This is a genomic window from uncultured Eudoraea sp. (assembly GCF_947260015.1).
Taxonomy (GTDB): Bacteria; Bacteroidota; Bacteroidia; order Flavobacteriales; family Flavobacteriaceae; genus Eudoraea.
On the sequence record NZ_CAMYOM010000003.1, the window covers coordinates 84,752 to 110,039 of the forward strand.

Annotated in this window: 21 protein-coding genes and 1 tRNA gene; 10 read left to right on the forward strand and 12 right to left on the reverse strand. The window is 37.4% G+C overall.

Annotated elements, in window-relative coordinates; all coding sequences use genetic code 11:
• Positions 1 to 15: 15 nt before the first annotated feature.
• The gene (locus tag Q0X66_RS02480; protein ID WP_297702903.1) at positions 16 to 1,404 is read right to left on the reverse strand and encodes a cytochrome c3 family protein; all 1,389 of its coding nucleotides are present in this window, start codon (positions 1,402 to 1,404) and stop codon (positions 16 to 18) included.
• Between the two features lie 235 nt (positions 1,405 to 1,639).
• Here Q0X66_RS02480 and Q0X66_RS02485 point away from each other — a divergent pair, with 235 nt between their 5' ends.
• Entirely contained in the window at positions 1,640 to 2,011 is a 372-nt protein-coding gene (locus tag Q0X66_RS02485; protein WP_297702904.1) for an SPOR domain-containing protein, read from the forward strand.
• A gap of 91 nt (positions 2,012 to 2,102) precedes the next feature.
• Here the strand turns inward: Q0X66_RS02485 and infB are convergent, their stop codons facing one another.
• Genes infB through rimP form a run of 3 tightly spaced genes read right to left on the reverse strand, consistent with a single transcriptional unit; the run spans position 2,103 to position 6,548 of the window.
• Positions 2,103 to 4,799: a translation initiation factor IF-2 gene (gene infB, locus Q0X66_RS02490; RefSeq protein WP_297702905.1), complete on the reverse strand. Its 2,697-nt coding sequence runs from the start codon at positions 4,797 to 4,799 to the stop codon at positions 2,103 to 2,105.
• A gap of 42 nt (positions 4,800 to 4,841) precedes the next feature.
• The gene (gene nusA, locus Q0X66_RS02495) at positions 4,842 to 6,074 is read right to left on the reverse strand and encodes a transcription termination factor NusA (RefSeq protein ID WP_297702906.1); all 1,233 of its coding nucleotides are present in this window, start codon (positions 6,072 to 6,074) and stop codon (positions 4,842 to 4,844) included.
• Between the two features lie 12 nt (positions 6,075 to 6,086).
• On the reverse strand, positions 6,087 to 6,548 hold the full coding sequence (gene rimP / locus Q0X66_RS02500) for a ribosome assembly cofactor RimP (protein ID WP_297702907.1): 462 nt from the start codon (positions 6,546 to 6,548) through the stop codon (positions 6,087 to 6,089).
• Between the two features lie 209 nt (positions 6,549 to 6,757).
• Here rimP and Q0X66_RS02505 point away from each other — a divergent pair, with 209 nt between their 5' ends.
• Complete coding sequence (locus tag Q0X66_RS02505; RefSeq protein ID WP_297702908.1) at positions 6,758 to 8,062, forward strand: cation:proton antiporter; 1,305 nt, start codon at positions 6,758 to 6,760, stop codon at positions 8,060 to 8,062.
• Positions 8,063 to 8,119: 57 nt separating this feature from the next.
• Here Q0X66_RS02505 and Q0X66_RS02510 read toward each other — a convergent pair.
• Positions 8,120 to 8,191: transfer RNA gene (locus Q0X66_RS02510), tRNA-Gln, on the reverse strand.
• A gap of 169 nt (positions 8,192 to 8,360) precedes the next feature.
• On the opposite strand from Q0X66_RS02510, the gene Q0X66_RS02515 reads away from it, so the two are divergent.
• Complete coding sequence (locus Q0X66_RS02515) at positions 8,361 to 11,675, forward strand: DUF2723 domain-containing protein (RefSeq protein WP_297702909.1); 3,315 nt, start codon at positions 8,361 to 8,363, stop codon at positions 11,673 to 11,675.
• 90 nt (positions 11,676 to 11,765) lie between these two features.
• Here the strand turns inward: Q0X66_RS02515 and Q0X66_RS02520 are convergent, their stop codons facing one another.
• From Q0X66_RS02520 to Q0X66_RS02530, 3 genes are all read right to left on the reverse strand, one after another.
• A complete protein-coding gene (locus Q0X66_RS02520) occupies positions 11,766 to 12,062 on the reverse strand; it encodes a thioredoxin family protein (protein WP_297702910.1) in 297 nt (98 codons plus the stop codon).
• A gap of 91 nt (positions 12,063 to 12,153) precedes the next feature.
• On the reverse strand, positions 12,154 to 13,383 hold the full coding sequence (locus Q0X66_RS02525) for a metallophosphoesterase (RefSeq protein WP_297702911.1): 1,230 nt from the start codon (positions 13,381 to 13,383) through the stop codon (positions 12,154 to 12,156).
• A 55-nt stretch (positions 13,384 to 13,438) separates the two neighbouring features.
• Positions 13,439 to 14,161, reverse strand: a complete 723-nt coding sequence (locus tag Q0X66_RS02530; protein WP_297702912.1) for a copper homeostasis protein CutC — start codon at positions 14,159 to 14,161, stop codon at positions 13,439 to 13,441.
• A gap of 40 nt (positions 14,162 to 14,201) precedes the next feature.
• Here Q0X66_RS02530 and Q0X66_RS02535 point away from each other — a divergent pair, with 40 nt between their 5' ends.
• The 3 genes from Q0X66_RS02535 (at position 14,202) to Q0X66_RS02545 (ending at position 18,531) form a co-directional block, all read left to right on the forward strand.
• On the forward strand, positions 14,202 to 15,185 hold the full coding sequence (locus tag Q0X66_RS02535; RefSeq protein ID WP_297702913.1) for an isoaspartyl peptidase/L-asparaginase family protein: 984 nt from the start codon (positions 14,202 to 14,204) through the stop codon (positions 15,183 to 15,185).
• Between the two features lie 57 nt (positions 15,186 to 15,242).
• Positions 15,243 to 18,083 carry a DNA polymerase I gene (gene polA, locus Q0X66_RS02540; RefSeq protein WP_297702914.1) on the forward strand — a complete coding sequence of 947 codons (2,841 nt, stop codon included), beginning with the start codon at positions 15,243 to 15,245 and terminating at the stop codon, positions 18,081 to 18,083.
• A gap of 112 nt (positions 18,084 to 18,195) precedes the next feature.
• Positions 18,196 to 18,531 carry a T9SS type A sorting domain-containing protein gene (locus Q0X66_RS02545; RefSeq protein ID WP_297702915.1) on the forward strand — a complete coding sequence of 112 codons (336 nt, stop codon included), beginning with the start codon at positions 18,196 to 18,198 and terminating at the stop codon, positions 18,529 to 18,531.
• Between the two features lie 50 nt (positions 18,532 to 18,581).
• Here Q0X66_RS02545 and Q0X66_RS02550 read toward each other — a convergent pair whose 3' ends face one another.
• Positions 18,582 to 19,079 (reverse strand): hypothetical protein, encoded by a 498-nt coding sequence (locus Q0X66_RS02550; protein WP_297702916.1) that lies wholly within the window; start codon positions 19,077 to 19,079, stop codon positions 18,582 to 18,584.
• Between the two features lie 278 nt (positions 19,080 to 19,357).
• Between Q0X66_RS02550 and rplM the strand changes: the two genes are divergently transcribed.
• From rplM to tsf, 4 genes are all read left to right on the forward strand, one after another.
• On the forward strand, positions 19,358 to 19,813 hold the full coding sequence (rplM, locus tag Q0X66_RS02555) for a 50S ribosomal protein L13 (RefSeq protein ID WP_297702917.1): 456 nt from the start codon (positions 19,358 to 19,360) through the stop codon (positions 19,811 to 19,813).
• Complete coding sequence (gene rpsI, locus Q0X66_RS02560) at positions 19,814 to 20,200, forward strand: 30S ribosomal protein S9 (RefSeq protein ID WP_297702918.1); 387 nt, start codon at positions 19,814 to 19,816, stop codon at positions 20,198 to 20,200.
• Between the two features lie 234 nt (positions 20,201 to 20,434).
• A complete protein-coding gene (gene rpsB, locus Q0X66_RS02565) occupies positions 20,435 to 21,613 on the forward strand; it encodes a 30S ribosomal protein S2 (protein WP_297702919.1) in 1,179 nt (392 codons plus the stop codon).
• A gap of 55 nt (positions 21,614 to 21,668) precedes the next feature.
• Positions 21,669 to 22,493 (forward strand): translation elongation factor Ts, encoded by an 825-nt coding sequence (tsf, locus tag Q0X66_RS02570; protein WP_297702920.1) that lies wholly within the window; start codon positions 21,669 to 21,671, stop codon positions 22,491 to 22,493.
• A gap of 64 nt (positions 22,494 to 22,557) precedes the next feature.
• Here the strand turns inward: tsf and Q0X66_RS02575 are convergent, their stop codons facing one another.
• The 3 genes from Q0X66_RS02575 to Q0X66_RS02585 all read right to left on the reverse strand — a co-directional run bounded on the left by Q0X66_RS02575 (position 22,558) and on the right by Q0X66_RS02585 (position 25,233).
• On the reverse strand, positions 22,558 to 22,767 hold the full coding sequence (locus Q0X66_RS02575; RefSeq protein ID WP_297702921.1) for a helix-turn-helix transcriptional regulator: 210 nt from the start codon (positions 22,765 to 22,767) through the stop codon (positions 22,558 to 22,560).
• The gene (locus Q0X66_RS02580) at positions 22,751 to 23,233 is read right to left on the reverse strand and encodes a hypothetical protein (protein WP_297702922.1); all 483 of its coding nucleotides are present in this window, start codon (positions 23,231 to 23,233) and stop codon (positions 22,751 to 22,753) included. Before Q0X66_RS02580 ends, Q0X66_RS02575 begins: the two co-directional genes overlap by 17 nt.
• Positions 23,234 to 23,361: 128 nt before the next feature.
• Positions 23,362 to 25,233 carry a peptidase M61 gene (locus Q0X66_RS02585; protein WP_297702923.1) on the reverse strand — a complete coding sequence of 624 codons (1,872 nt, stop codon included), beginning with the start codon at positions 25,231 to 25,233 and terminating at the stop codon, positions 23,362 to 23,364.
• Positions 25,234 to 25,288: the final 55 nt, after the last annotated feature.

A 25,288-nucleotide genomic window follows, 5' to 3' on the forward strand; every position in this document is an offset into this window, starting at 1 on the left:
GATGCTTATTTATTTCTAATAGTGGCACTTGCCACATTCCAAACCGCCCATTTGAGCAGCGGTAAGATTTTCAACGCCATATTTTTTGGATAACTCTTCATGTATTTTAGTATAGTAAGCGTTATCCTCTACCTTAACATTTGTTTCTCTATGGCAATTAATACACCAACCCATTGTCAATGTAGAAAACTGATACATGATCTCCATTTCCTCAACAGGACCATGACAGGTTTGACATTCAATACCTGCAACGGAAACATGTTGAGAGTGATTAAAGTAAGCCAAATCTGGAAGATTATGAATTCTTACCCATTCAACTGGCTGACTATCCCCTGTATATTGTTGATTCTCCTCATCCCAACCTACTGCCTTATATAACTTTTTAATCTCTCCGGTGTAAAATTCGTTGGTATACCCATTAGCCAAATCTTCAGCACTCGGACCTTCCGGATTTCCTTTATATTCATAAATTGATTTATGACAATTCATACAAACATTTAAGGAAGGAATACCTGAATGTTTTGATACTCTTGCAGAGGAGTGACAATATTTACATTCAATTTTGTTATCTCCCGCATGAATCTTATGTGAATAATGGATAGGTTGAATAGGCGCATATCCTTGATCTATCCCAATTTGCATTACCCAACCATAAGCAAAGTATGCACTCGCCAATAACAGGAAAATAGAAGATACGAGTACCAGGAATTGGTTATGTGCAAATGCCTTCCATAATGGAATTCGTTTAACAGCTTTATCTTTTTCCAATACTACGCCGTTAGCCTCGGCTATGCGTTGTAAAGTATTGTTGACTAAGAACAACATCATCACCAGCAAGGCAAAAACCAGTACAAGTGCTCCTAAAATAATTTCATTGGTAATTCCGGAAGAATCACTACCTCCCTCGCTTGTGGCCGTTGCGGCAGCAGCTGCAACCGGTGCCGGTGGTGGCGCAGCCGTATAAGCCAAAATATCATCAATATCTGCATTCGACAAAGTTGGAAAAGCTGTCATTGCAGCCTGATTGTATTCTGCGTATACTTTATTTGCATAGGCATCACCAGAACTAATCATCCCGGCGCTGTTCTTAATCCATGTATACAACCATTCCTTATCCAATCCTTCATCTTCTGCAAGTCTCGATTCTACATTGGCTAATGCCGGTCCCGTCATTTTTCGATTTAATGCATGACAAGCCGCACAATTCTGATTAAATAATTGTTTCCCTTTTGCTACATCTCCAGAGCCCGAATCACTTGGCTCAGTGGTAACTTCAGTATCAGCCACAGCGTTTTGATCCTGGTTTTCTTCCTGGGCAAAAATAGAATAGGAAAGGAGTAGATAAACTACTAGAGTGCAAGTGAAAAGTTTAGAAATCTGATGGCGGTACAAAACCTTTTTCATATTTAAAATATTTCTATCTTAATTCTGGCACGATAATTACTATAAGTTTAAGACAAAAGGGTAATTTATCGCCGCTCAAATTGACGACAAAAATAAGACTTTGACTTTATTTGAGAAATGTTAAGGGTTTTATAATTTATAATTTATATTAATTCTAAATAAGCATAAAATCTTTTGTTTAACCTTCAATAAATTACTTTTGCTTTTTATCTTAGATCTTAATAAAGTTTATATCATGAAAACAGCAATTCTATCAGTAGTACTTCTTGGATTCATTACTTGTGGAATGGCTCAAAGTGGGAAAATTAGCATTGAACAAGACGCCAATATTACCCGCCTTCTTGAAGTATATAAGATTAGTAATTCAAAATCTAATTTCTATACAATTCAGGTTGGGTTTGGCTCTTATTCCAAAGCAGAAGAACTTAAACAGCAGGTAGACATTGATTTTCCTGACTTAAAAGCGAAAATTATTTTTGATTCTCCTACTTACAGAGTTCAGATTGGTCAGTTTAAATCTAAGTTGGATGCGGAACGTAAATTTAAAGAGGTTCGGATAAAATATCCTGAATCGCTTTTATTAAAACCAGAAAAAACGACCAAATAGGTCGTTTTTTGTTTTAATATATTCATCCAAGTCTATCTAAGGAATAAGAATTTGCCTTCGCCTCACATCTAAAATTTTTCTAATTTTCAGATTAAAGCTTTTTCTTTACCGCTACTTCCTGGAAGGCTTCCACGATATCTCCTTCTTTTATGTCATTGTAGTTCTTTACCTGAAGTCCACAATCATAACCCTTGGCCACTTCTTTAACATCATCTTTAAACCTTTTTAAAGATGATAGCTCTCCCGTAAATATTACGACACCATCCCTAATAAGACGAATACTCGAGTTTCTAAAGATTTTGCCAGTGGTTACCATACAACCGGCTATAGTGCCTACTTTAGATATCTTAAAGGTTTCTCTAATTTCAGCGGTCCCTGTAATCTCTTCCTTCATCACCGGAGATAGCATGCCTTCCATTGCATCCTTAAGATCATTAATGGCATCATAAATAATAGAATACATCCTTATATCAATCTCCTCTTTATCTGCAATATCTCTGGCATTACCCATGGGTCTCACATTAAATCCAATAACAATTGCATCAGATGCTGAAGCCAATAATACATCAGACTCTGTAATTGCACCTACTCCTTTATGAATAATATTGACTTGTATTTCATCTGTTGACAATTTCTGGAAGGAATCCGTCAATGCCTCAACAGATCCATCAACATCTCCTTTTAGAATAATATTCAACTCTTTAAATTCACCTAACGCAATTCGTCTGCCAATTTCATCGAGCGTAATATGCCGCTGTGTCCTTACGGATTGTTCACGTTGCAACTGACTCCTTTTGGAGGCAATTTGCTTAGCTTCTTTTTCATCTTCAAGCACATTGAATTTATCCCCGGCCTGAGGCGCGCCGTCTAATCCCAAAATTGAAATTGGTGTAGAAGGACCAGCTTTTTTAACAATCTTACCACGTTCGTCCTGCATTGCCTTTATCTTGCCGCTACATGTTCCCGCCAAAACGTAATCACCTATTTCCAAAGTACCTCCTTGTACCAAAATAGTAGAGACATACCCCCTTCCTTTATCTAGAAATGCTTCTACAACAGTACCGGTAGCTAATCTGTCGGGATTAGCCTTTAATTCCAAAAGTTCTGCTTCCAAAAGCACTTTTTCTAAAAGTTCTTTTACACCATCGCCAGTTTTTGCCGAGATATCATGAGATTGAATTTTTCCGCCCCAATCCTCTACAAGTAAATTCATAGCAGCCAAACCTTCTTTAATCTTTTCAGGATTCGCAGTAGGCCTGTCTATTTTGTTAATCGCAAAAACTATAGGAACACCTGCGGCCTGTGCGTGACTGATTGCTTCCTTGGTCTGGGGCATAATGTCATCATCCGCAGCAATCACGATTATGGCAATATCTGTTACCTGGGCTCCACGGGCACGCATAGCGGTAAATGCTTCGTGGCCCGGAGTATCTAAAAAGGAAATTCTCTGACCTCCGGATAAAGCAACACTGTAGGCACCAATATGCTGTGTAATTCCTCCACTCTCCCCGGCAATTACATTTTCCTCCCGGATGTAATCTAATAATGATGTTTTACCGTGATCTACGTGACCCATTACAGTAACAATAGGGGCCCTGGGCTTTAAATCTTCCGGCGCATCCACTTCTTCTTCAATAGTTTCTTCCAGATCTGCGGTAATAAATTCTACTTCATACCCAAATTCTTCGGCAACAATGGAGAGTGTTTCAGCATCCAATCTTTGATTCATGGTAACCATAATCCCAAGAGACATACAGGCAGAAATTATCTCTGTAGAGGCAACATCCATCATGGTAGCAACTTCTCCAACGGTTACAAACTCAGTGACCTTAAGTATTTTACTTTCCAGCTCCTGTTGTTCCAGATCTTTCTCCGTCTGCTGTTTGTGCTGGTCTCTCTTATCCCTTCTATATTTTGCTCCTTTTCCTTTTTTGGATTTACCCTGAAGTTTTTCAAGAGTTTCACGTACCTGTTTTTGTACTTCTTCTTCTGTCGGCTCAGCCTTTGGAGTAGACGTAAAACGTTGTCCTTTTTTAGCAGTGGTTCTCGCTCTGGCACCACCACCTGGTGCACTTTTATTACTAACAATCCGCTTCCGTCTTTTGGGTTTCTCTACTTTGGAAGGTTCCTTTGCGGGTTCTTTCTTTTTCTTTGGCTTATTAAACTTAGAGAGATCAATTTTATCTCCCATAATCTTTGGTCCGGAAAGCTTTTTATACTTTGTAGCAATAGAACTGGGTTCCTCTGGTTTTTCCTCCTCAGGGGCTTTCTCGTCTGCCTGCGTTATCTCCGGAACCGTTTCAGGTTTTAATTCTTCTTTTACTTCTTCGGCTACTACCTCATCCTTTACTTCAGCAATTACCTCTTCCTTTGGAGCCGGTTTATCTTCAGTCTTTTTAGGCTCGGGTTTAACTTTCTTCTTTGGTGTAAGATCAATTTTACCTACTTGCTTCGGTCCGGAAAGTTCAACCCTTGCTTTCACTACCTCCCTTGAAGCAGCCCTTTTTTCTCTTTCAAGTCTTTTTTCTTCCTGCTCCTGCTCCAACTGCAGTCTTATAGCTTCTTTTTCCTTGCGCTTTTCTTCACCAACTTCCTGGGATGCAACTTTCTTGCTCATATCCGTCTGGAATTCGTCTAAAAGAACCTGATGTATGTCTTCAGAAATCTTTGTGGTAGGTCTTGCGTCCACCTTATGTCCTTTAGATGCAAGGTATTCAACCGCTCTATCCAAAGAAATGTTAAGTTCTCTCAAGACTTTATTAAGCCTTATTGTTGCATTGTCTGCCATAAATACTGTTTACTCTCTACTTTTAAGTTGCTAATATATAGCTTAATCTTCAAATTCTTCTTTAAGGATACGCACAACATCTGAAATAGTTTCCTCCTCCAGATCGGTACGTTTTACCAAATCGTCTACATCCTGCTCCAGAACACTTCTGGCCGTATCTAGACCTATCTTTTTAAGTTCTTCAATTATCCAGCCTTCAATTTCATCAGAGAATTCTGTTAGTTCCACATCTTCCTCTACACCTTCACGGAACACATCTATCTCATAACCCGTTAGTTGACCAGCCAGTCGTATATTATGACCGCCTCTTCCAATGGCCTTTGAAACTTCCTCAGGCCTTAGATAAACTTGTGCGGTCTTTTTTTCATCGTTTAAGGTGACGGTGGAAACACGTGCTGGACTAAGTGCGCGGGTTACCATTAACTGAGGATTATTTGTCCAGTTAATCACATCTATATTTTCATTTCCAAGTTCGCGTACTATTCCATGAATACGGCTGCCTTTCATTCCCACACATGCTCCTACGGGATCTATCCTGTCATCATATGAATCTACTGCTACTTTAGCTTTTTCACCTGGAATCCTAACAGCCTTTTTTATGGTAATTAGCCCATCAAATACTTCTGGAATCTCCTGGAAGAACAATTGCTCAAGGAAGATTGGCGAAGTTCTTGACATTATGATCATTGGTTTGTTACCCTTAAGTTCTACGCTTTCTATAATTCCGCGAACGTTATCTCCTTTTCTAAAAAAGTCCGAAGGTATTTGTTTATCCTTAGGAAGAATTATTTCATTTCCTTCATCATCCAACAAGATAATTGCCTTATGTCTTATGTGATGAACTTCAGCTGTATAAATCTCACCCTCAAGGTCTTTAAATTGTTTATAAATGGTAGTATTGTCGTGTTCGTGAATTTTAGATATCAGGTTTTGGCGCAAGGCTAAAATTGCCCTTCTTCCAAGGTTTATAAGCTTTACTTCCTCAGAAACATCTTCACCAACTTCAAAATCGGGTTCTATCTTACGGGCTTCTGAAAGAGATATTTCTTCATTAGGTTCTTCTACTTCTCCATCTACCACAACAATCCTATTCCTCCATATTTCCAAATCTCCTTTATCAGGATTAATAATGATATCAAAATTATCGTCGGAGCCAAATTTCTTCTTTAAAGCATTCCTAAAAACGTCTTCCAATATCGCCATTAGGGTTACCCGGTCTATAAACTTATCATCCTTAAATTCCGAGAAAGATTCGATCAATGCAATATTTTCCATTTTGCGCTGTAATTAAAATATTAATTTAACTTTTGCCTCTTCAATTTCAGAAATGGCAATTTTTTTTCTTTTCTGAACGGTTATTTTTCCTTTTCCCACCGGTTTAGGTTCTCGAGCCTTCCACTCCAAGGTTATGGTGTCCTCTGTTGCTTCGGTAAGGTCGCCTTCGAAATTTTCGGCTGCTGTTTTTACAACTAACTTTCTGCCAATATTTTTAGGATACTGACGTGCCATTACAATGGGTTCCGCGGCACCAGATGAGGTAACTTCTAATGAAAAATCATGCTCTTCCCTATCCAAATTATGTTCAATAGCCCTGCTTACGGCCATACAATCCTTCAAATTTATGCCATCATCCCCATCAAGAACTATCTTAATAGTATTATCGGGAGTAATTGAAAAATCAATTAAAAACAAGGTTTCATTCTCCTTCAGTGCTTTTCCCAAAAGCTCTTCTACTTGTGCTTTTAACATAACCATAAGTAACAAAAGAGGGGACAATTTGTCCCCTCATGAATACAATTATATCCTTTCAGTGCCGCAAATATACAATTTTTTTTGATTTTAAAACAGAAGCTTATTCCATTTATATTACATACTTAAAGCAATACCACCAACGTTACAATTATAGTAGTAACTTTATTATACACGAAATAAAACTAATCGCATTAATCAACATTTAAATGGACATCTTTAACTCATACAACCTTATTATTGAAGCATCAGTAATACTTATTCTTTCTTTTCTATTTAATGGTATATCAAAAAGAACAAACATTCCGTCTGTCTTAATGCTTATACTTCTTGGGTTTATTTTGCAGTTTGTACTTAAAACCTTTACGTCTGAAGAAGTTGATTTCTTTCCTGCATTAGAAGTTCTGGGTATAATTGGTCTTATAATGATAGTCCTTGAAGCTGCACTTGAACTTGAATTAAAAAAGGAAAAACTCGTTCCTATTTTAAAATCTATGGCCATAGCCCTGACAGGGCTAATAGGTTCTGCATGGGTAGCCGCCCTAATTCTACATCAATTTATCCCGGATATGTCTATGCAGGCTTCATGGTTGTATGCGACACCTTTATCCATTCTTTCCAGCGCTATAATTATTCCAAGTGTTAGTGCTCTTGCCGAAAAGAAAAAGGAATTCCATATATATGAAAGTACGTTTTCTGACATAATGGGAATTATGATGTTCTATTTCCTCGTCAGCGGGTTAAATCCTGCGGAAGATTCAGGTGCCGGAGGTTTTGCTCTTAATATTCTTCTTACCATTGTTATCTCACTTATTGCGAGTTATGCAATTATTCTTATTTTCCAACAGATTAAAAGTCAGGCCAAACTATTCCTGCTAATTGCTGTCTTACTTCTTTTATACGCACTCGGGAAACAACTGCATCTCTCCTCTCTGCTTATCATTTTAATATTCGGTTTAGTAATTGCCAATATGAAGTTGTTCTTTGGAGGAAAACTATCGCACTTTCTTGAATATGAAAAAGCACATCGCATTTATCATGAACTTCATATTGTTACACTAGAAACGGCATTTGTAGTGCGCACTTTCTTTTTCGTAATTTTTGGGTTGACCATCGCTATTGCATCCTTGTTTAACGTTCAGGTAGCCATGGTTAGTGTGCTTATAATTCTTTCTATTTATGCAATTAGATTTGTAATCTTACGAACTTTTATCGGTAGCGATATTCTTCCACAACTATTTATTGCTCCAAGAGGACTTATTACAATACTACTGTTTTATGCAATTCCCGCTGAAGCACAAGTAGCCACTTTTGAACCGGGGATTTTACTTTTTGTGATTATAGGCACAAGTCTTATTATGACCTGGGCCATGATTAAGGATAAGAAAAAAATGAGTACCCTTTTGGATATGGAAGACAAGGAAATAGATGAATTACAAGAAGTCAACAAAAGTATTAAAGAAAATGAATCTCAAATACAGAATGAACCTCCACTTCCCGAAGAATTAGAATAGGACGGCAAAATAAAAATCCCAACTCTGACTAAGGGCTGGGATTGCTTTTTATTTTTGTTGGCCTACTAGGACTCGAACCTAGAACGACTGGACCAAAACCAGCTGTGTTGCCAATTACACCATAGGCCATTAACGCATAAGAGCCTGCAAATTTAAGACAAACTTTTATTTGCACAAGTATTTTGGATACAATCGATCAAAAAAAGAACCGCAGCCTCCTGTTAAAGGTTTGACAAAATTATAAGCTGATATCTATTTTAATTAGTAAATTCGCCGAGACTGGTAAACTTCATCATACATGTTTTCAAAGAACTTCGAGAAATGGGACACCATCCTTGGATGGGTCGTTTTTTTTATAGCCCTTATCACTTACACTATTACGGTTGAGCCTACGAGCAGTTTTTGGGATGCAGGAGAATACATTACAACCTCCGCTAAATTGCAGGTGGCTCACCCACCAGGAGCACCATTGCTTCAAATGATTGGAGCCTTTTTTGCCATGTTTGCTATGGAACCAGACCAGATTGCACGAATGGTAAATTATGTCTCCGGGGTTTCCAGTGCATTTACCATTTTGTTCATGTTCTGGACAATTACCAATCTTACACGTAAGTTAATACCCAAAAAAGAAAAGTTTACCAACAGCAATGCCATAGCGGTTTTGGGCAGTGGCTTTGTTGGTGCTTTGGCGTTTACTTTTTCAGATAGCTTTTGGTTTAATGCCGTAGAAACTGAAGTATACGCAATGGCTAGTTTTATTATGGCGCTGCTGTTGTGGATGGGGTTAAAATGGACTGATGACCTCGAGGACCCCAGAGGTAATCGCTGGCTGATACTCATTTCCTTTATTGTAGGACTTACCTTCGGAATTCAATTTATGGGCTTTTTGGCAATTCCAACTATTGGTTTGTTATATTATTTCAAAAAATATAAGACCACTACCATTAAGAATTTTCTTTTAGCTAATATCATTGTTATTGGCATTTTATTATTGGTTTATAAATTTTCATTGACCTACGTACTAAAATTATTTGGCTGGAGTGAAGTCTTCTTTATCAATAGTATTGGTCTGCCCTTTAATTCGGGTACCGTGATTATGCTTTTGATTTTTATTGGTGCCTTTTACTTTGGATTGCGATATACAAGAAAAAATAATTTCAGGATCGCTAATACCTTTGTGCTTTGTGCTATGTATTTATTCCTTGGTTTTTCTTCCTGGCTAATGCTGCCAATCAGGGCGAATGCCAATGTGGTTGTCAACGAAAATAATCCGTCAGATGCCCGCTCATTGCTCGCGTATTACAATAGAGAACAATATCCTCAGGTAGACAGCCCAATTTATGGCACTTATTATTCCGATACATTTGCCGCGGCAGGTCCTGAGAAGGATGATAAACCCAAATATGAAAAAGATAAAGAGCTGGGCAAATATATTATTGTAAATAAATACAAGAATGCCATGCAGGGCCCTAACGAAAAGCACAGGGGTATATTACCGCGAATGTGGAGCGATCAGAATGCTGAAAACTACATGAAATATTTCGGCCCTTTGAATTTTAAGATGAAGACCTCTAATGAGGAGTTACGCAAAGCAGTTGTCCAGGTTAAATCTGGTCTTGCCAATGGCGAAATAGATGAGGAACAGTACATTGGTTTTTTAAGGCAGTTTGGTGAGTATTTGGAAGTAGAACCACCAAGCGTTTGGCAGAATGTGAAATATATGTTTCAATTCCAATTTGGGTATATGTACTGGCGCTATTTTATGTGGAACTTTGTTGGAAAGCAGAATGATGTACAGGGTCGATACAATGGTAATGGTGAATGGCTAAGCGGGATTGGATTTATAGACAGCCTGCGCTTGGGGAGCCAGGAAAATCTCCCCAAGGATGTCCTGGAAAATAAAGGAAGGAATACGTATTTCTTTTTGCCCTTAATCCTGGGGATTATAGGTCTGGTTTTTCAACTCACCAAAAATCCTAAGCAATTCTGGGCTCTTTTTGTGTTTTTTATTTTTACGGGAATTGCAATTCAATTCTACACAAATCCTTATATTTTTCAGCCACGCGAACGGGATTATTCGCTTGTAGGTTCCTTTTATATTTTCGCTTTGTGGATAGGTTTAGGTGTTTATGGCCTTTACGAAGAATTTAAAAAATTGATAACCCCAAAGGTACTTGGACCGTTAGTTATTGTGATATGTCTTTTGACTGTTCCGGGGGTTATGGCCTTTCAGAATTGGGATGATCACGACCGATCTAACCGCTTTTCGGCGCGAACCAGCGCAAAGGCATATCTTGATTCCTGTCAGGAAGATGCAGGCTCCATGTTATTCACAATTGGAGATAATGATACTTTTCCACTTTGGTATGCTCAGGAAATTGAGGGGTACCGTACGGATATACGTATAATTTGTACAAGCCTATTTGCAACTGATTGGTATGTGGACCAAATGAAACGAAAGGCCTATAAAAGTGAACCTATCCCCTCTCAACTAACGCATGATCTGTATAGATATGGCAACAGGGATGTAATTTATTATCAGGGCCTTCCTGGTTTGGATGAAAAAAGATGGAATATCAAAGATTTTATGAATTGGGTGGGGAGCAATAAACCTCAGACAAAATTCAAGTATATACTTGAAAAACAGGGTGCTGATATAAGTGAATATTCTGAGAGCACATTAGACCTTGTATATTATCCAACCAACAAAATCAGAGTCCCGGTTAACAAGAAAAATGTACTTGAAAGCGGCCTGGTTAAAGAAAAAGATTCGGCATTAATTGTTGATTATATTGATATTGACCTACCGAAAAGCGCCTTGCCTAAAAACAGAATTATGATGTTGGACATCATTGCTAATAATGATTGGAAACGTCCAATATACTTTTCAGGTGGTAGTTTTGACAAAGCAGAATACATCTGGATGAAAGAGTATTTACAGCTTGAGGGATTGGCCTATAAATTAGTGCCTATCCAAACGAAAAATCAAAGTCCTTATGAGATGGGGCGAATAGATACAGAACTGATGTACAATATCGTAAAAGGATGGGATTGGGGCAATTCTGGCAGTTCAGATATCTATCATGATACACAAACCAGAACACAAGGTTTATCTTTCCGTGGCAATCTTGCACGATTGACAGAAGCTCTGATAAATGAAAACGAAATAGACAAAGCAAAGGATGTCATTAACATTGCTATGACAAATATGCCTGTGGAATACTATGGTTTTTACGCTTTTGTCGAACCTTATGTGGACGGATATTATAAAGTAGGAGAAACACAGAAAGCCCGGGATTTATTCTATAAATTAAGAAATATTTATCAGGATCGATTAGACTATTATTCAAGCATTCCCTTAGATGAACAATATGATAATATTGAAGATATTATTGGCGATATGGAAGCTTACAGAAGAAACATTGATATTCTTATCGAAAATAATGACCGGGAGATGGCAGAAAAAGAAACCTTAATTTTTAATGAACATATAGACAGGTTCAGTCATTTTTATAAAGATGAAGTTTTAGAAGAGCCACCTTTATTGGAGCAATCGAATCCGGATATGAGAGATACTTTGGAAGTTGAACAAGATTCATTTTCAGAAGACTGAGCATGGTTCCCGGAAAGTACTTGATAGGGTTAACATTGGGCAATTAATTCTTCACTTAGAAGAAAATTGATATAAATGCACAGTTACTGTTTAGAGGTATTCGTTAAGTATTCCAATAAGAGTATTTGCATCTTGCTCTCCACTTTGTCTCCAAACCATTTCCCCTTTTTTATAGATCATAAGGGTTGGCAAACCTTTAATTCTAAGTGCCTGTGATAGTTCCTTATTCTTATCTACATCTATTTTTATAACCTTTCCTTTATCTCCTAATGCAGCTGCAACATCCCTAAGAACAGGGTGCATGGAAGTAGATTGCTCGTTCCATTCCGCATAGAAATCAAGTAATACAGGGGTATTTAGATCTATAAGTTCACCAAATTTGGACATATAAAATACATTGGGTTATAGATCAAATGTATGAAAAAATGTTAAAAAATCCGGTATGTCGATAATTTTGCCCATTACTTGAAAGTTAAATTCAAGTTAATTCTTTCTTTTTTAATGTAATAACAGTGATTTCCGGCCAGATACCTACCCTTCCCGGATAGCCTAAAAATCCAAATCCACGGTTTACATTTATAAATTCTCCCAGTTCTTCATAAATACCGGCCCAATATTTATAACGCCATTTGACCGGACTCCATTTAACCCATCCGGGAATTTCAATCCCGAACTGCATCCCATGAGTATGACCACTAAGCGTTAGATGATAGTGATACTTATCTTTTAAAACTACATCCTCCCAATGTGATGGATCATGACTTAATAGGATTTTAAAATCATCCTCGCCAATTTCAGAGGCTGCCTTTTTTAAGTCACCCGACTTTCTAAAACCTCCTCTTCCCCAATTTTCTACCCCAATTAAAGCCAATTTATCTTCCTCTTTTATCAGATATCTGCTCTCATTCAGCAAAAGATCAAAACCCATTTCCTTTTGCAAAAGCTTAAGGTCATCCAAATTTTTCAGCTTTTCCTCTTCGGTTTCCCAACTTACGTAATCGCCATAATCATGGTTTCCCAGGATTGAATATTTCCCATCTGCGGCACTAAGGCTTGAAAACAATGCAGCCCATGGTTTCATTTCCTCCGCTTTATTATTTACCATGTCTCCGGTAAATAATATAACATCACTCTTTTGCTTATTAATCAAATCAACAGCATATTCGATTTTTCCTCTATTGTCAAAACTTCCACTGTGAATATCTGAAATTTGAGTAATCTGATATCCATCAAAAGCTGGAGGTAGATCTTCATATTCCATTTTGTACTTTAATACCTTAAAATTGTATTTTCCTCTATACATTCCGTATAGTAATGCCCCAAAAGGAATTGCTGCGATCCCCATGGCAATTAAGCTTAAAAACCTCCTTCTCTCCGGCAGGCTGAACACCCTGGTCGCGCCAAAAAATTTCTGATACCCCGCCGCAATGAACCTGAAAATATCTTCAGAAAAAAGAAATATAATTGTAATGATTTTGAAAGTAAGGATGGCCACTAAAAACCCGAAAGCATAACTTTTAGGCCTGCTTAAAACCCGGCCAGCTGTTTCACCCCAGGTAAATTGAAAAATAAAGTTCCCAAGTACTAATAACGATATGGCAATAAAAACAAAGTAAACCCAAGGAAACCTGGTTGCGGTCTTCAAGGCTTGTAAAGTGTAGAAGCCTAAAATAAAATAAATTAGTACAAAAACAATCCAGCGTAGCATATGCTTTTTTTACAAATATATTTCTTTAAAAGAGGTTCGCTTCACATCTTTACCTTTATTTCACGCTTTGAATTAGTGCACGAACAATCTCGGGATCCGTAAGGGCTATTTCATCATCTCTGAGATAGGAGGCATTATTCATTGAAAGTTCAGGCTTTTTTTCAAGTGTTTTACTGAACTTTAATCCCGAAAGATGAATGGCTTCAAATCCTTTATTCTTAAAAAACAATGCGTTGTGTTCTCGTATTCCTCCGCCAGGCATGATAACACATTTTTTTGCTTTCTCTTTCCACAAGACCAACTTATTTATGGCCTCTTCAGCTGATTGTCCTCCTCCGGATGTTAAAATACAGTCAACCCCTAAATCTTCAAGTTCCAGCAGTGTTTTTACTGGATCAATTACCCAGTCAAATGCCCGATGAAAAGTAAATTGTAAATCTCCGGCTGCAGAAATTAATTCCCCGGTTCGTGTTTTGTCCAGAGTCCCATCGGAATGCAAAATTCCTGAAACAATTCCAGAAATACCGAGATCTGCGCAGAGTGCAATATTTGTTTTCATGATCTGATATTCGTCCCTGGAGTAAGTGAAATCACCACTTCGTGGTCTAATTAAAACATGAATGGGAATACAAAGTTTTTCTGACACCTTCTTTATCAGACCGAAGGACGGTGTTATACCTCCCACTGCTAATTCGGTGCAGAGCTCAATTCTGTCGGCTCCTGCTTCCTCTGCATTGACAGCAGATTGATAGGAATTAGCGCATACTTCTACGATCATTTCATATATTTAGGCATATAAAAATAAGCAACCCAGCCAGATGAAACGTAGAAAATTTTTAAAAAATTCTTCCTTAAGTACAGCCGGTATCTTTTCGGCTTCAATATTATCAGCCTGTGAAACTGATAAGAAGCATCCATCGGTTAATGAAATGCTAAAACCAATTGTAATTGCAACCTGGGATGTGCCCAATGCAACAAATAAAGCCTGGCAGGTACTAAGTGATGCCGGCACAGCTTTAGATGCAGTTGAACAAGGTGTAATGATTGAAGAAGCAGATATTAAAAATCAATCTGTAGGTAAGGGTGGCAGACCGGACCGTGAAGGCAATGTTACTCTGGATGCCTGCATAATGGACAAAGACAGTAATTGTGGTGCTGTTGTATACCTTCAAAATATAGTCCATCCCATTTCAGTAGCAAGAAAGGTAATGGAGGATACGCCTCATGTAATGCTTGCAGGGCAAGGGGCAGAATTGTTTGCTTATCAAAAGGGATTTAAAAAAGAAAACTTACTTACTGAGAAATCGAAGGAAGAATGGATAGAATGGAAAAAAACTTCGAAATACAAACCTATTATAAACATAGAAAATCACGATACCATTGGGATGCTCGCAATTGACAATAAAGGGGATATCGCAGGTGCTTGTACCACAAGCGGAATGGCATATAAAATAGCGGGGCGGGTAGGCGATTCTCCAATTATAGGAGCTGGTCTGTTTATTGATAATGAAGTTGGTGGAGCAACTGCAACAGGGGTTGGTGAAGAAGTTGTTCGTACTGTAGGGAGTTTTCTTATTGTTGAATTGATGAGGCAGGGTAAAACACCTCAGCAGGCCTGTGAAGAAGGGGTCAAACGCATCATATCTAAAAACAAGGAGAAACTGGATTTCCAAATTGGCTTTATTGCCATCAATAAGAAAGGAGAAACCGGTGGGTATTGCATACAGCCAGGCTTTACATATAGGGTATATTCTGAAAAAGGACATGTTAATAATAAAGCAAGTAGCTATATAAACGCTTAAATACTTTACTAAAGCACTTAAACTTTGTAGTTTTGAAATTCTTCAAGAACACAAAAAATGGCAGACCAGAAGCGACTTTTTTTATTGGATGCTTATGCATTGATATTTAGGGGGTATTATGCCCTGATTAAAAACCCCAGGATAAATTCTAAAGGAATGGACACCTCGGCTATTATGGGGTTCGTAAATTCTTTGTTTGATGTCATTAAGCGAGAAAAGCCAGACCACCTTGCTGTCTGTTTCGATAAGGACGGCAGTGTGGAACGGACAGAGTTATTTGCAGATTATAAGGCAAACCGCGATGAAACTCCCGACGCCATAAGGGTGGCTGTGCCCATAATTCAGGAAATTTTGAAAGCCATGCATATTCCCTGCGTGGAGGTGTCTGGTTTGGAAGCAGATGACATTATTGGCACATTAGCCAAGCAGGCAGAGAAAGAAGGATACAAAATATATATGGTTACACCCGACAAGGATTTCGGGCAATTGGTGTCAGAAAATATTTTTATGTACCGCCCTTCTCGTATGGGCAATGGAATTGAAATTTGGGGAATCCCCGAAATACAAAATCGATTTGGAGTAGAGCGTCCTGAACAGGTAATTGATTATTTGGGAATGATGGGGGATGCCAGTGATAATATTCCCGGACTTCCCGGAGTTGGCGATAAAACTGCCAAAAAATTTATTGCCGAATTTGGAACCCTTGAAGGGCTGCTTGCGAATACGGATAAACTGAAGGGGAAAATGAAAGAGAAGGTGGAGGAAAATGCCGAGTTGGGCCGACTCTCAAGAAAGTTAGCAACTATTTGCGTGACTTGTGACGTTACTTTTGACGCCAAGGATTACGAACTCTCTGAACCCAATAGTGAAGAAGTACAGAAAATATTTGAGGAATTAGAATTTAGAAGGCTTAAAGAACAATTCCTAAGGATTTTTTCAGAGGAAGCTGATGTTGCAGATGAAAAAATCAACAATGAAGAACCAAAACAAAAAAAAGAGCCCCAGGCTGCTGGAAGTGGTCAGTTTTCGCTATTTGGAAGTGATGGGGATTCTCCTGCTGCTACTTTGAAAGAATTTTCGAGCAGAAAAACCATTAAGGATGTACCACATGTTTATCAGAGTGTCTCACCAGGGATGGGTATGAAATTATTCCTTCAAAATTTAATGAAACAATCTGTAGTTTGTTTTGATACGGAAACAACTTCTTTAAACCCTCTTGTAGCTGAGCTAGTTGGAATTGCCTTCTCCTGGGAGGCCGGTAAAGGTTTTTATGTTCCTTTTCCGGAAGAGCGAGAAAATGCCCAGGCATTAATTGAACAACTCCGAGCTTTTTTCGAGGCGGAACAAATAGAGAAAATTGGACAGAATTTAAAATATGATATAAAGGTACTTCACAAATACAATGTTTCCGTCAAAGGCAGTTTATTTGATACCATGTTAGCGCATTACCTTATAAATCCGGATATGCGTCATAATATGGATGTGCTGTCAGAAACTTACCTTAACTATACCCCAGTATCTATAACCGAGCTGATAGGGAAAAAAGGTAAAAACCAATTGAGCATGCGCGAGGTTAGTCTAGAAAGACAAACTGAATACGCTGTAGAGGATGCTGATATAACATTTCAATTGGCAAAACAGTTTGCCAAGGAGCTTAAGGAAGCAAATACAGAAGAGCTTTTCAGAAATATTGAGATTCCTTTGGTGAATGTTCTGGCAGCTATGGAATTAGAGGGGATTAACCTTGATAAGGAATTTCTTCATTCGTTATCAAAAGATTTGGAAAATGATATAAAAAATCTGGAAGTCAAGATCTACAAGGAAGCCGGTGAAGAATTTAATATTGCATCCCCAAAGCAGTTAGGTGATATTTTGTTTAATAAACTAAAACTTGCAGACAAGCCAAAAAAAACAAAAACAGGTCAGTATTCCACTGCGGAAGATGTGCTTTCTTATCATGCCAAAGAAAACCAAATAATTAAAGATGTTCTGAATTACAGAGGCCTTGCCAAGTTAAAGAGCACCTATATTGATGCATTACCGGAACAGGTTGAAGAGATTACGGGCAGGGTACACACAGATTATATGCAAACTGTAGCTGCAACGGGAAGGTTAAGCAGCAATAATCCCAACCTTCAAAACATACCAATACGCACAGAACGTGGCAGGCAGGTGCGAAAAGCTTTTATTCCAAGAGATGATAATTATATCCTTTTAGCCGCTGATTATTCCCAAATAGAGCTTAGAATAATTGCATCCCTTAGTGAAGAAACAACAATGATTGAGGCCTTTAAAAATGGGGAAGATATACACGCTTCAACCGCTTCAAAGGTTTTCAACGTCCCGCTGGATGAAGTTACCAGAGATCAGAGAAGTAATGCCAAAACTGTGAATTTTGGTATAATATATGGAGTATCGGCCTTTGGATTGAGCAATCAAACAGATTTATCACGGACGGAGGCTAAGGAATTAATTGATACTTACTACAAGACGTACCCAAAACTGCGAAATTATATTAGCGATCAAATAGACTTTGCAAGGGAACATGGATATGTGCAAACGGTGCTGGGCAGGAGACGCTATTTAAAAGATATTAATGGAAGTAATGCTGTTGTCCGCGGTGCTGCTGAAAGGAACGCCGTGAATGCACCCATACAGGGTAGCGCAGCTGACATTATAAAAATAGCAATGATCAATATCCATACAAAGCTTAAGGAAGGTAATTTTAAAACTAAGATGCTTCTCCAGGTTCATGACGAACTGGTATTTGACGTATTTAAACCGGAACTGGAAGATGTCCAGGTTATGATCAGAACCGAAATGGAAAACGCTTATGAACTACTTGTACCCTTAGATGTAGAAGTGGGTATTGGGGAAAATTGGCTTGAAGCCCACTAATACGAAAAACAGGAATTATCCGTTTTATATTTAGGGCAAGAGTATTACTCTATTATATGATTATTTGCCTCGAAAAAAGAGGATATTAACCACTTCAAAATAAAACTAAGTCATGACAAAAGTTCCTGCGTGTCTCTTCTTTTTGGTTTTGAGCACTTTATGTTTAAATGCTCAGCAGGATGCTAATTTGGTCGATAGAAATTATCAATCCGGGATAAAGGTGTTTCCCAACCCGGCAACCAATGTCGTTAATCTGCTCGGTCTTAAGAATAGTTTAAAAGCAGATATCCTTATATCTGATATATCCGGTAACATCATTCAACAATATAGATGGGAAATTCGCAACAGTGCCCTTAATATTCCGATTGCCACCCTTAACCCTGGCATATATATAATTTCTATTTCATCTAAAGAACAGAGTTTACAAACCAAGTTTTATAAAAAATAAAAACCCTTCGTAAAAAAACGAAGGGTTTTTAGTATCAGTTGAATTTCTTATTACCTTTTTGTAAAGATCAAAACACCACCATCATTAAAATCAGCAAAATTCAATTCTGTGGCATTTACTCTCATAGTATTTCCTGAAATCTCTACATTCACAGTAGTCTCAACCTGATTCTCATCTATATAGGTCAGTACTCCTCCTTCATACATATAACTATCTACACTAGTGTCTTTCTCCGTTGGACATGGAACATCGAGCCCTGTCCCTCCAGGATTTACGTTTATGTCCAGGTAGTTTCCTGAATTTTCCGTAATTACGCTTAGGTCTGCATTAAAAGTAATTGTCATAAGAGAACAATTTATTTCAGATAAAAAGCTTAAAATATCCTGGGCAAATTTTTCATCATCACTTGCCGTACTGTCATCAATTTCCAATGCGGTAAGTTCCCATGACCCAATAATACCATTTTCCTGATTTAAATCATCTTTGTCTGATGAGCAGGAAAATAAAAGAGTTGTTGCTATAAAAAGTGTTAATAAGTTACGTTTCATTTTTTTTGGTTTATAAATGTTTTATTTGATGAAAAACGTAAAAAAAGGTCCTATAGTATATTTTGATAGTTAGATTAGAGAGCGATTTAAGGTTAGTTTAACCGCCTTTATATGATACTTTGCACATTATTCTCACAATATTGTATAAAATATCACATTTAAACAGACATAATTATTTTCAAAAAATAGAGAAATAACGGTTTGCATTTAAACTTTATAGTTGTACATTTGCAGCCCGTTAAAAGGGATTGAAGTGTTTAATTAATAAAAAAAAAGTAGTGGATACATTGAGCTACAAGACCAAATCTGCTAATAAGAATACTGTTGAAAAACAGTGGTTATTAGTTGATGCTGAGGGCCAAACATTAGGACGTCTTGCTTCTAAAGTGGCGAAAATTTTAAGAGGCAAATACAAACCATATTTTACGCCACACGTTGATTGCGGGGACAATGTTGTTATTGTGAACGCGGAGAAAATTCAACTTAGCGGTAATAAATGGGAAGACAAGACCTACACTAGGTATACGGGATATCCCGGAGGTCAAAGATCAACCACTGCCAGGGAACTCTTAGAGAAAAATCCTGCGAGTATCATTGAAAAAGCAGTAAAAGGTATGCTTCCCAAAAACAAATTGGGGGCTGAAATGTTTAGAAACTTAAGAGTTTATGCTGGAACCGATCATGATCAGGAAGCACAAAAACCAAAGGCAATTAACTTAAATGACCTTAATTAAATGGACATAATTCATAAAATAGGCAGAAGAAAAACGGCTGTTGCACGCGTTTATATGTCAGAAGGAAAAGGCAACATTACTGTTAATAAAAGAACATTAGAAGATTATTTCTCTACAGCTACTTTACAGTATAAAGTAAAACAACCTTTTGCTTTAACCAATACCGTGGACAATTATGACGTGAAAGTTAATGTTTACGGAGGTGGAATTACTGGACAGGCAGAAGCAGTACGCTTAGCTTTGTCAAGGGCTCTGTGTGAGATTGAGGCTGAAAACAGGGTATTTTTAAAACCAGAAGGATTGCTTACAAGAGACCCTAGAATGGTTGAACGTAAAAAGTTTGGTCAGAAAAAAGCAAGAAAGAAATTCCAATTCTCGAAACGATAAATATATATATAGTCCTGGAATGAATTCAGGATTTTTAACCCAAGTTCATTGAAAGTCTCTCGTTAAAGGGACAATTAAAAATCTAAACCTGTTAATTACCTATATTTTATAGGTATCTATAAAAACAGGTAAAGGTTGAATTTAGTTTAGCATCTAAATGTTGGAGGCTTTCCGTTAATAAGGAATACCACTTCAACATTGCTAATTCATAAGAACGTAAACTAAGTATTAAAAATGGCTAAGAAAGCTGAAGTTAAAGAATTATTAGAAGCAGGTGTGCACTTTGGACACCTTACACGAAAATGGAATCCGAATATGGCTCCCTATATCTACATGGAGCGGAATGGAATTCACGTAATCAATTTATACAAAACGGTTGCTAAGTTGGAAGAGGCTAATGAAGCCTTGTCTAAAATTGCGGCCTCTGGCAGGAAGATCTTATTTGTCGCCACTAAGAAGCAGGCAAAAGATATTGTTGCTGAGAAAGTATCCAACGTAAACATGCCATACATCACGGAAAGATGGCCCGGTGGTATGTTGACCAACTTTGTGACTATTAGAAAGGCTGTAAAAAAAATGGCTTCCATTGATAGGATGAAGAAAGACGGAACATTTATGACCCTTTCTAAAAAAGAACGTTTGCAGGTAGATCGTCTTCGTGCTAAATTAGAAAAGAATCTTGGCTCTATATCTGAGATGACACGTTTACCTGGCGCCTTGTTTATTGTAGATACTATGCGTGAGCATATTGCCGTAAAAGAGGCCCAAAAATTGAATATCCCCATATTTGCCATGGTGGATACCAACTCAGATCCAAGACCCATTAATTATGTAATTCCTTCTAATGATGATGCGTCCAAATCTATCGATGTTATATTAACGGAAGTTACAAATGCAATTGCAGCTGGCCTGGAAGAGCGTAAATCCGAAAAACAGTCTGAAAAAGAAGGTGGTACTGAAGAAACTACTGCAAAAGCCGAAACAGCAGTTATAGAAAAAGCAGAGGAAGAAAAAGTGGCAGTTGTTAAAGCTCCTAAAGAAGAAAAAGCTGAAACTGTTGTAGAAAAAGATGCACCTAAGCAAACAAAAGAAGATATTGCGCCGGTAACCGAGAAAAAGGAAAAAGCAGCGGTTAAAAAAACAGCGAAAGTGGACTCTGACAATCTTACAAAGATTGAAGGTATTGGCCCAAAAGCCGCTGAAGCACTTACCAAGGCAGGTATTGATTCATATGCGAAATTAGCGAAAGTAAATGCGGAAAAAATCAAAGAAGTCCTGACTGAAGCGAGTTCTAGAATGGCACATTTAGATCCGGATTCTTGGCCAAAACAAGCAAAAATGGCTGCTGATGGAAACTGGGATGAATTGAAAGATTGGCAGGATAAAGCTAAAGGTGGAGTAGAAAAATTATAGATTAATTAATTGACAACAGAACACTTACACTCGTGTTCTACAAAAATAAAATAAAATGGTAAAAATTACCGCTGCAGAAGTAAACGATTTAAGAAAGACCACAGGTGCAGGAATGATGGACTGCAAAAATGCATTGGTTGAAGCCGAAGGAGATTTTGAGAAAGCTATTGAAATCCTTCGCAAAAAAGGACAGAAAGTGGCTGCTAAGAGAGCAGACAGAGATTCCTCTGAAGGAGCCGCTATAGCTCAGGTTAATTCTGACAAAACTAGTGGAGTTATTATTTCCCTGAATTGTGAAACCGATTTTGTTGCAAAGAATGATAGTTTTGTTGCCCTGGCTAATGAGCTGGCTCAACTTGCGCTTGATTTTAATAGTAAAGATGAATTCCTAAATGCTAATTACAATGGCATATCAGTACAGGAAAAATTAACTGAACAGACTGGTGTAATTGGTGAAAAAATTGAAATTGGTGGCTTTAGAAAACTAAATGCTCCTTTTGTGGGATCATATATTCATGCAGGCAACAAGATTGCAACATTGATTGGACTTTCGGGTGCGGTTGAAGGTGCTGCTGCTGCCGCTAAAGATGTAGCCATGCAGGCTGCCGCAATGAATCCTGTTGCGCTAGATGAATCTGCAGTAGATCAATCCGTTATTGACAAGGAAATAGAAATAGCCAAAGATCAATTACGTCAGGAAGGAAAGCCTGAGGCCATGTTGGATAATATCGCAAAGGGAAAATTAAAACGTTTCTTTAAAGACAATACTCTGGTTAACCAGGATTTTATTAAGGATAATAAACAGAGTGTTTCTCAATACATCAAATCTGTCAATCCTGATTTGGAAATCACAGGTTTTGAAAGGGTATCTTTAGGATAAAACACCCATTTAATGTTTAATAAAAAAACCACTTTTCAAAAAGAAAAGTGGTTTTTTGTTTGATCTATTTTACCCAATCCTGTTCTTCCAGTTCAAAAAGTTCATTTACCGAGATCTTAAATATCACAGAGAGCCTTAAAGAAAGAACAGTAGAAGGCACATATTTACCAAGTTCCATAGCATTGATTGTCTGCCTGCTTACTTTTGCCTTCTCAGCCAGCTGGGCCTGGGTCATATTTTGAATTGCCCTTTGAACTTTAATACTGTTCTTCATAACTCACAGATTTTCTTAATCGCCAAATTTTGATATTAAATCTTATAATAAAGAAAAACAACATCGTATACATGTTGAATACCATAGCCCAATAAAAAGAGAAATCATAAAGTAAGAGGAATGCCAAAAGTAAGATCCCATAATTCAAATACATGGCCCATACCAAAGATTCCAGTCGAATTTTGGCAATTAATTCATCCTCGTCCTTTTCCTTGGAAAATGCCACCATAATGCCTCCTAGGATGACCAAAATACCCAGTATTTCATTTAAGATATTATTTTCGACCATGCCAATAAATCTATTGTTCCCCGAAAGGTCTTCAATAAATATTCCCAATACATTCGCATCAAAAAATGCAGGCTCCCAATCTGTAAAAAGTGTATATAACCCTAAAATCAATGAAGGAATAAGAATTATCCAACCTATCCTCTTAAATTTTGACGAAAGTAAATAATTTGTTTCCATGATTAAATTTTAAATCAAATGTAAAGTATTTTTTACTTTTAGACAAATTATTTTTACTTTTTATGCGCATATAGGATTCGAATAGCCAATTATTCAGGCAAAAAACATTAGCTTATTTATTTTAATCGCTAGCCTTTGAGCCAGGATCTCCTTAGTTTGGATTGAGGAGTGTTTTCCAAATTATCTATGGGTACAATAGTGGTTATTTTTAGCATTGGTGTCCCAACTTTTCCTTGCAGTATTAATTCTTCCTCGCCTCGTTGGACGACCATAGTAATTTCCCTATCGGATGTCCACCCAAAACTTTGTCCAATAATTGGCCTGATGGATTCTAATGAAATAGGCATCCCATCAATACTCTTTATAGTATCACCTCCCTGTGCTCCAAGACCTGTAAAGAAAGTATTTAACTCAATACCGCTTCTAATGATTATCGCATCATTATTATTTTGATCAATATCTATAAATGGTATTTCCCCATTTAAAAAATAACCGCTCCGCTCTTGAATTTCAGCTGTTTTCAGACCCACGGATGCTAGAATCTCGTCATAATTCAATGGCGTATTACCTGCTACATAGGTATCAAAAAATGATTTTATTTCAGGATATGTCAGATCCACAATTTCTCCGATAAGCTCATCGTCTTCAAATGGGGTGTCATTGTCATATTTTTTAGAAAGTTCCTTCATTAACCATAATACTCCTTTTTCTCCATTACTCAAGTCTCTTAGCCTAATATCCAAGCTCATATTTATTAAGGCCCCTTTTTCGTATACATTGGCGTAATTTGCTTTGTAAGGGTCTTCCAAAATATTTCTGCTCATAGTGGTAAAGGACATTTCATCATCATATGAGTTTGCGTTGTTAATTTTATCGACAATTCGTTTGTAAAATTCAGCTTCATCTATCAGACCCTGTTGAATCTGAAAAAGGTTGGCGAAATATTCGGTAGTCCCTTCATACATCCATAGGTGTTCAGACATTTTAGGATCGTTATAATCAAAGTATTGTATTTCTTTTGAATGCACGTTCAAGGGTGTAACAATATGAAAAAATTCATGTGAAACAACATCTATCATTGCTTTTTCCAGAGCTTCTATGGGCATTTGCTCAGGAAGTACGACAAGGGTAGAAGTATGATGTTCCAATGCTCCGAAACCGGAGGCATCTGTTTCATCTAGTGTAGACAGATACAACAAAATATTATATTCCTTAGTCCCGTCAATCTCACCAAGAAACGCCTTTTGAGCCTTCATCATACGTTCCATGCTCTCTTGCAGGTCTGCGCCGGAATATATACTATTAGGAGAATATACGCTCAAATTAACCGTAATATCATTAATGACAAAAGAAGCAGTGTTTGATTTTGAATAAAGAATAGGGTTATCTACTACCTCAAAATATCTGGAAGCAAGATAAGTATCTGTCATACTATTGATTTCATCCTGCTTTTTCATTAATGATGTTGTGGGTACTAAGTCTGATGGAGAAGTAATAACTAATTCATAGGGCACTTCTTTTAATCCGTCAAAATAACCTATAAAACCATGAAGATTCAATACAAAATTTTTGCCCTCTAATATGTTAGTTCCAGCAGGAGAAAATACCTGATCGTTTACTTCGCTTTCAGTATCATAAGTATCTGTTACATAATAAGTGATCTTATCTAATTTTGTTGCATCGGAGATATTCCATTCATTGGTTCCGACTGCAGTAACCAAAAGCTCATTGCCTTGATAATCAATAGCCTTAAGGTCCTGTATATACTTGCCATAGTCATCCTCTCTATAAGTCCCAGGAACCATTTTTGGAATAAAAAAGGAAATTTTTTGATTACTAAATGATCCTGGGTTGATAGTTACACTTACTCTGTCATTATTAACGTTCACCAAATCTATTGTTGCTTCAATAACTGCTTTATCTGCTGATAATACAGATTTTGAAGTGCCACAGCCATATAATAATACAAGGAAAACGTATAGGATAATAAATTTCTTCATTTGTTCCAGAGATAGTAAAATTAAAAAACAAGAATATTAAAATTAATCTAGATTA

Coding starts and splice junctions, on each gene's coding strand:
- rpsB (WP_297702919.1), top strand. CDS start 20,435: ATGGCTAAGAAAGCTGAAGTTAAAGAATTATTAGAAGCAGGTGTGCAC.
- nusA (WP_297702906.1), bottom strand. CDS start 6,074: ATGGAAAATATTGCATTGATCGAATCTTTCTCGGAATTTAAGGATGAT.
- Q0X66_RS02550 (WP_297702916.1), bottom strand. CDS start 19,079: ATGAAACGTAACTTATTAACACTTTTTATAGCAACAACTCTTTTATTT.
- Q0X66_RS02480 (WP_297702903.1), bottom strand. CDS start 1,404: ATGAAAAAGGTTTTGTACCGCCATCAGATTTCTAAACTTTTCACTTGC.
- Q0X66_RS02485 (WP_297702904.1), top strand. CDS start 1,640: ATGAAAACAGCAATTCTATCAGTAGTACTTCTTGGATTCATTACTTGT.
- polA (WP_297702914.1), top strand. CDS start 15,243: ATGGCAGACCAGAAGCGACTTTTTTTATTGGATGCTTATGCATTGATA.
- Q0X66_RS02530 (WP_297702912.1), bottom strand. CDS start 14,161: ATGATCGTAGAAGTATGCGCTAATTCCTATCAATCTGCTGTCAATGCA.
- Q0X66_RS02515 (WP_297702909.1), top strand. CDS start 8,361: ATGTTTTCAAAGAACTTCGAGAAATGGGACACCATCCTTGGATGGGTC.
- Q0X66_RS02535 (WP_297702913.1), top strand. CDS start 14,202: ATGAAACGTAGAAAATTTTTAAAAAATTCTTCCTTAAGTACAGCCGGT.
- tsf (WP_297702920.1), top strand. CDS start 21,669: ATGGTAAAAATTACCGCTGCAGAAGTAAACGATTTAAGAAAGACCACA.
- infB (WP_297702905.1), bottom strand. CDS start 4,799: ATGGCAGACAATGCAACAATAAGGCTTAATAAAGTCTTGAGAGAACTT.
- Q0X66_RS02585 (WP_297702923.1), bottom strand. CDS start 25,233: ATGAAGAAATTTATTATCCTATACGTTTTCCTTGTATTATTATATGGC.
- Q0X66_RS02525 (WP_297702911.1), bottom strand. CDS start 13,383: ATGCTACGCTGGATTGTTTTTGTACTAATTTATTTTATTTTAGGCTTC.
- Q0X66_RS02520 (WP_297702910.1), bottom strand. CDS start 12,062: ATGTCCAAATTTGGTGAACTTATAGATCTAAATACCCCTGTATTACTT.
- Q0X66_RS02580 (WP_297702922.1), bottom strand. CDS start 23,233: ATGGAAACAAATTATTTACTTTCGTCAAAATTTAAGAGGATAGGTTGG.
- rimP (WP_297702907.1), bottom strand. CDS start 6,548: ATGTTAAAAGCACAAGTAGAAGAGCTTTTGGGAAAAGCACTGAAGGAG.
- Q0X66_RS02575 (WP_297702921.1), bottom strand. CDS start 22,767: ATGAAGAACAGTATTAAAGTTCAAAGGGCAATTCAAAATATGACCCAG.
- rpsI (WP_297702918.1), top strand. CDS start 19,814: ATGGACATAATTCATAAAATAGGCAGAAGAAAAACGGCTGTTGCACGC.
- Q0X66_RS02545 (WP_297702915.1), top strand. CDS start 18,196: ATGACAAAAGTTCCTGCGTGTCTCTTCTTTTTGGTTTTGAGCACTTTA.
- Q0X66_RS02505 (WP_297702908.1), top strand. CDS start 6,758: ATGGACATCTTTAACTCATACAACCTTATTATTGAAGCATCAGTAATA.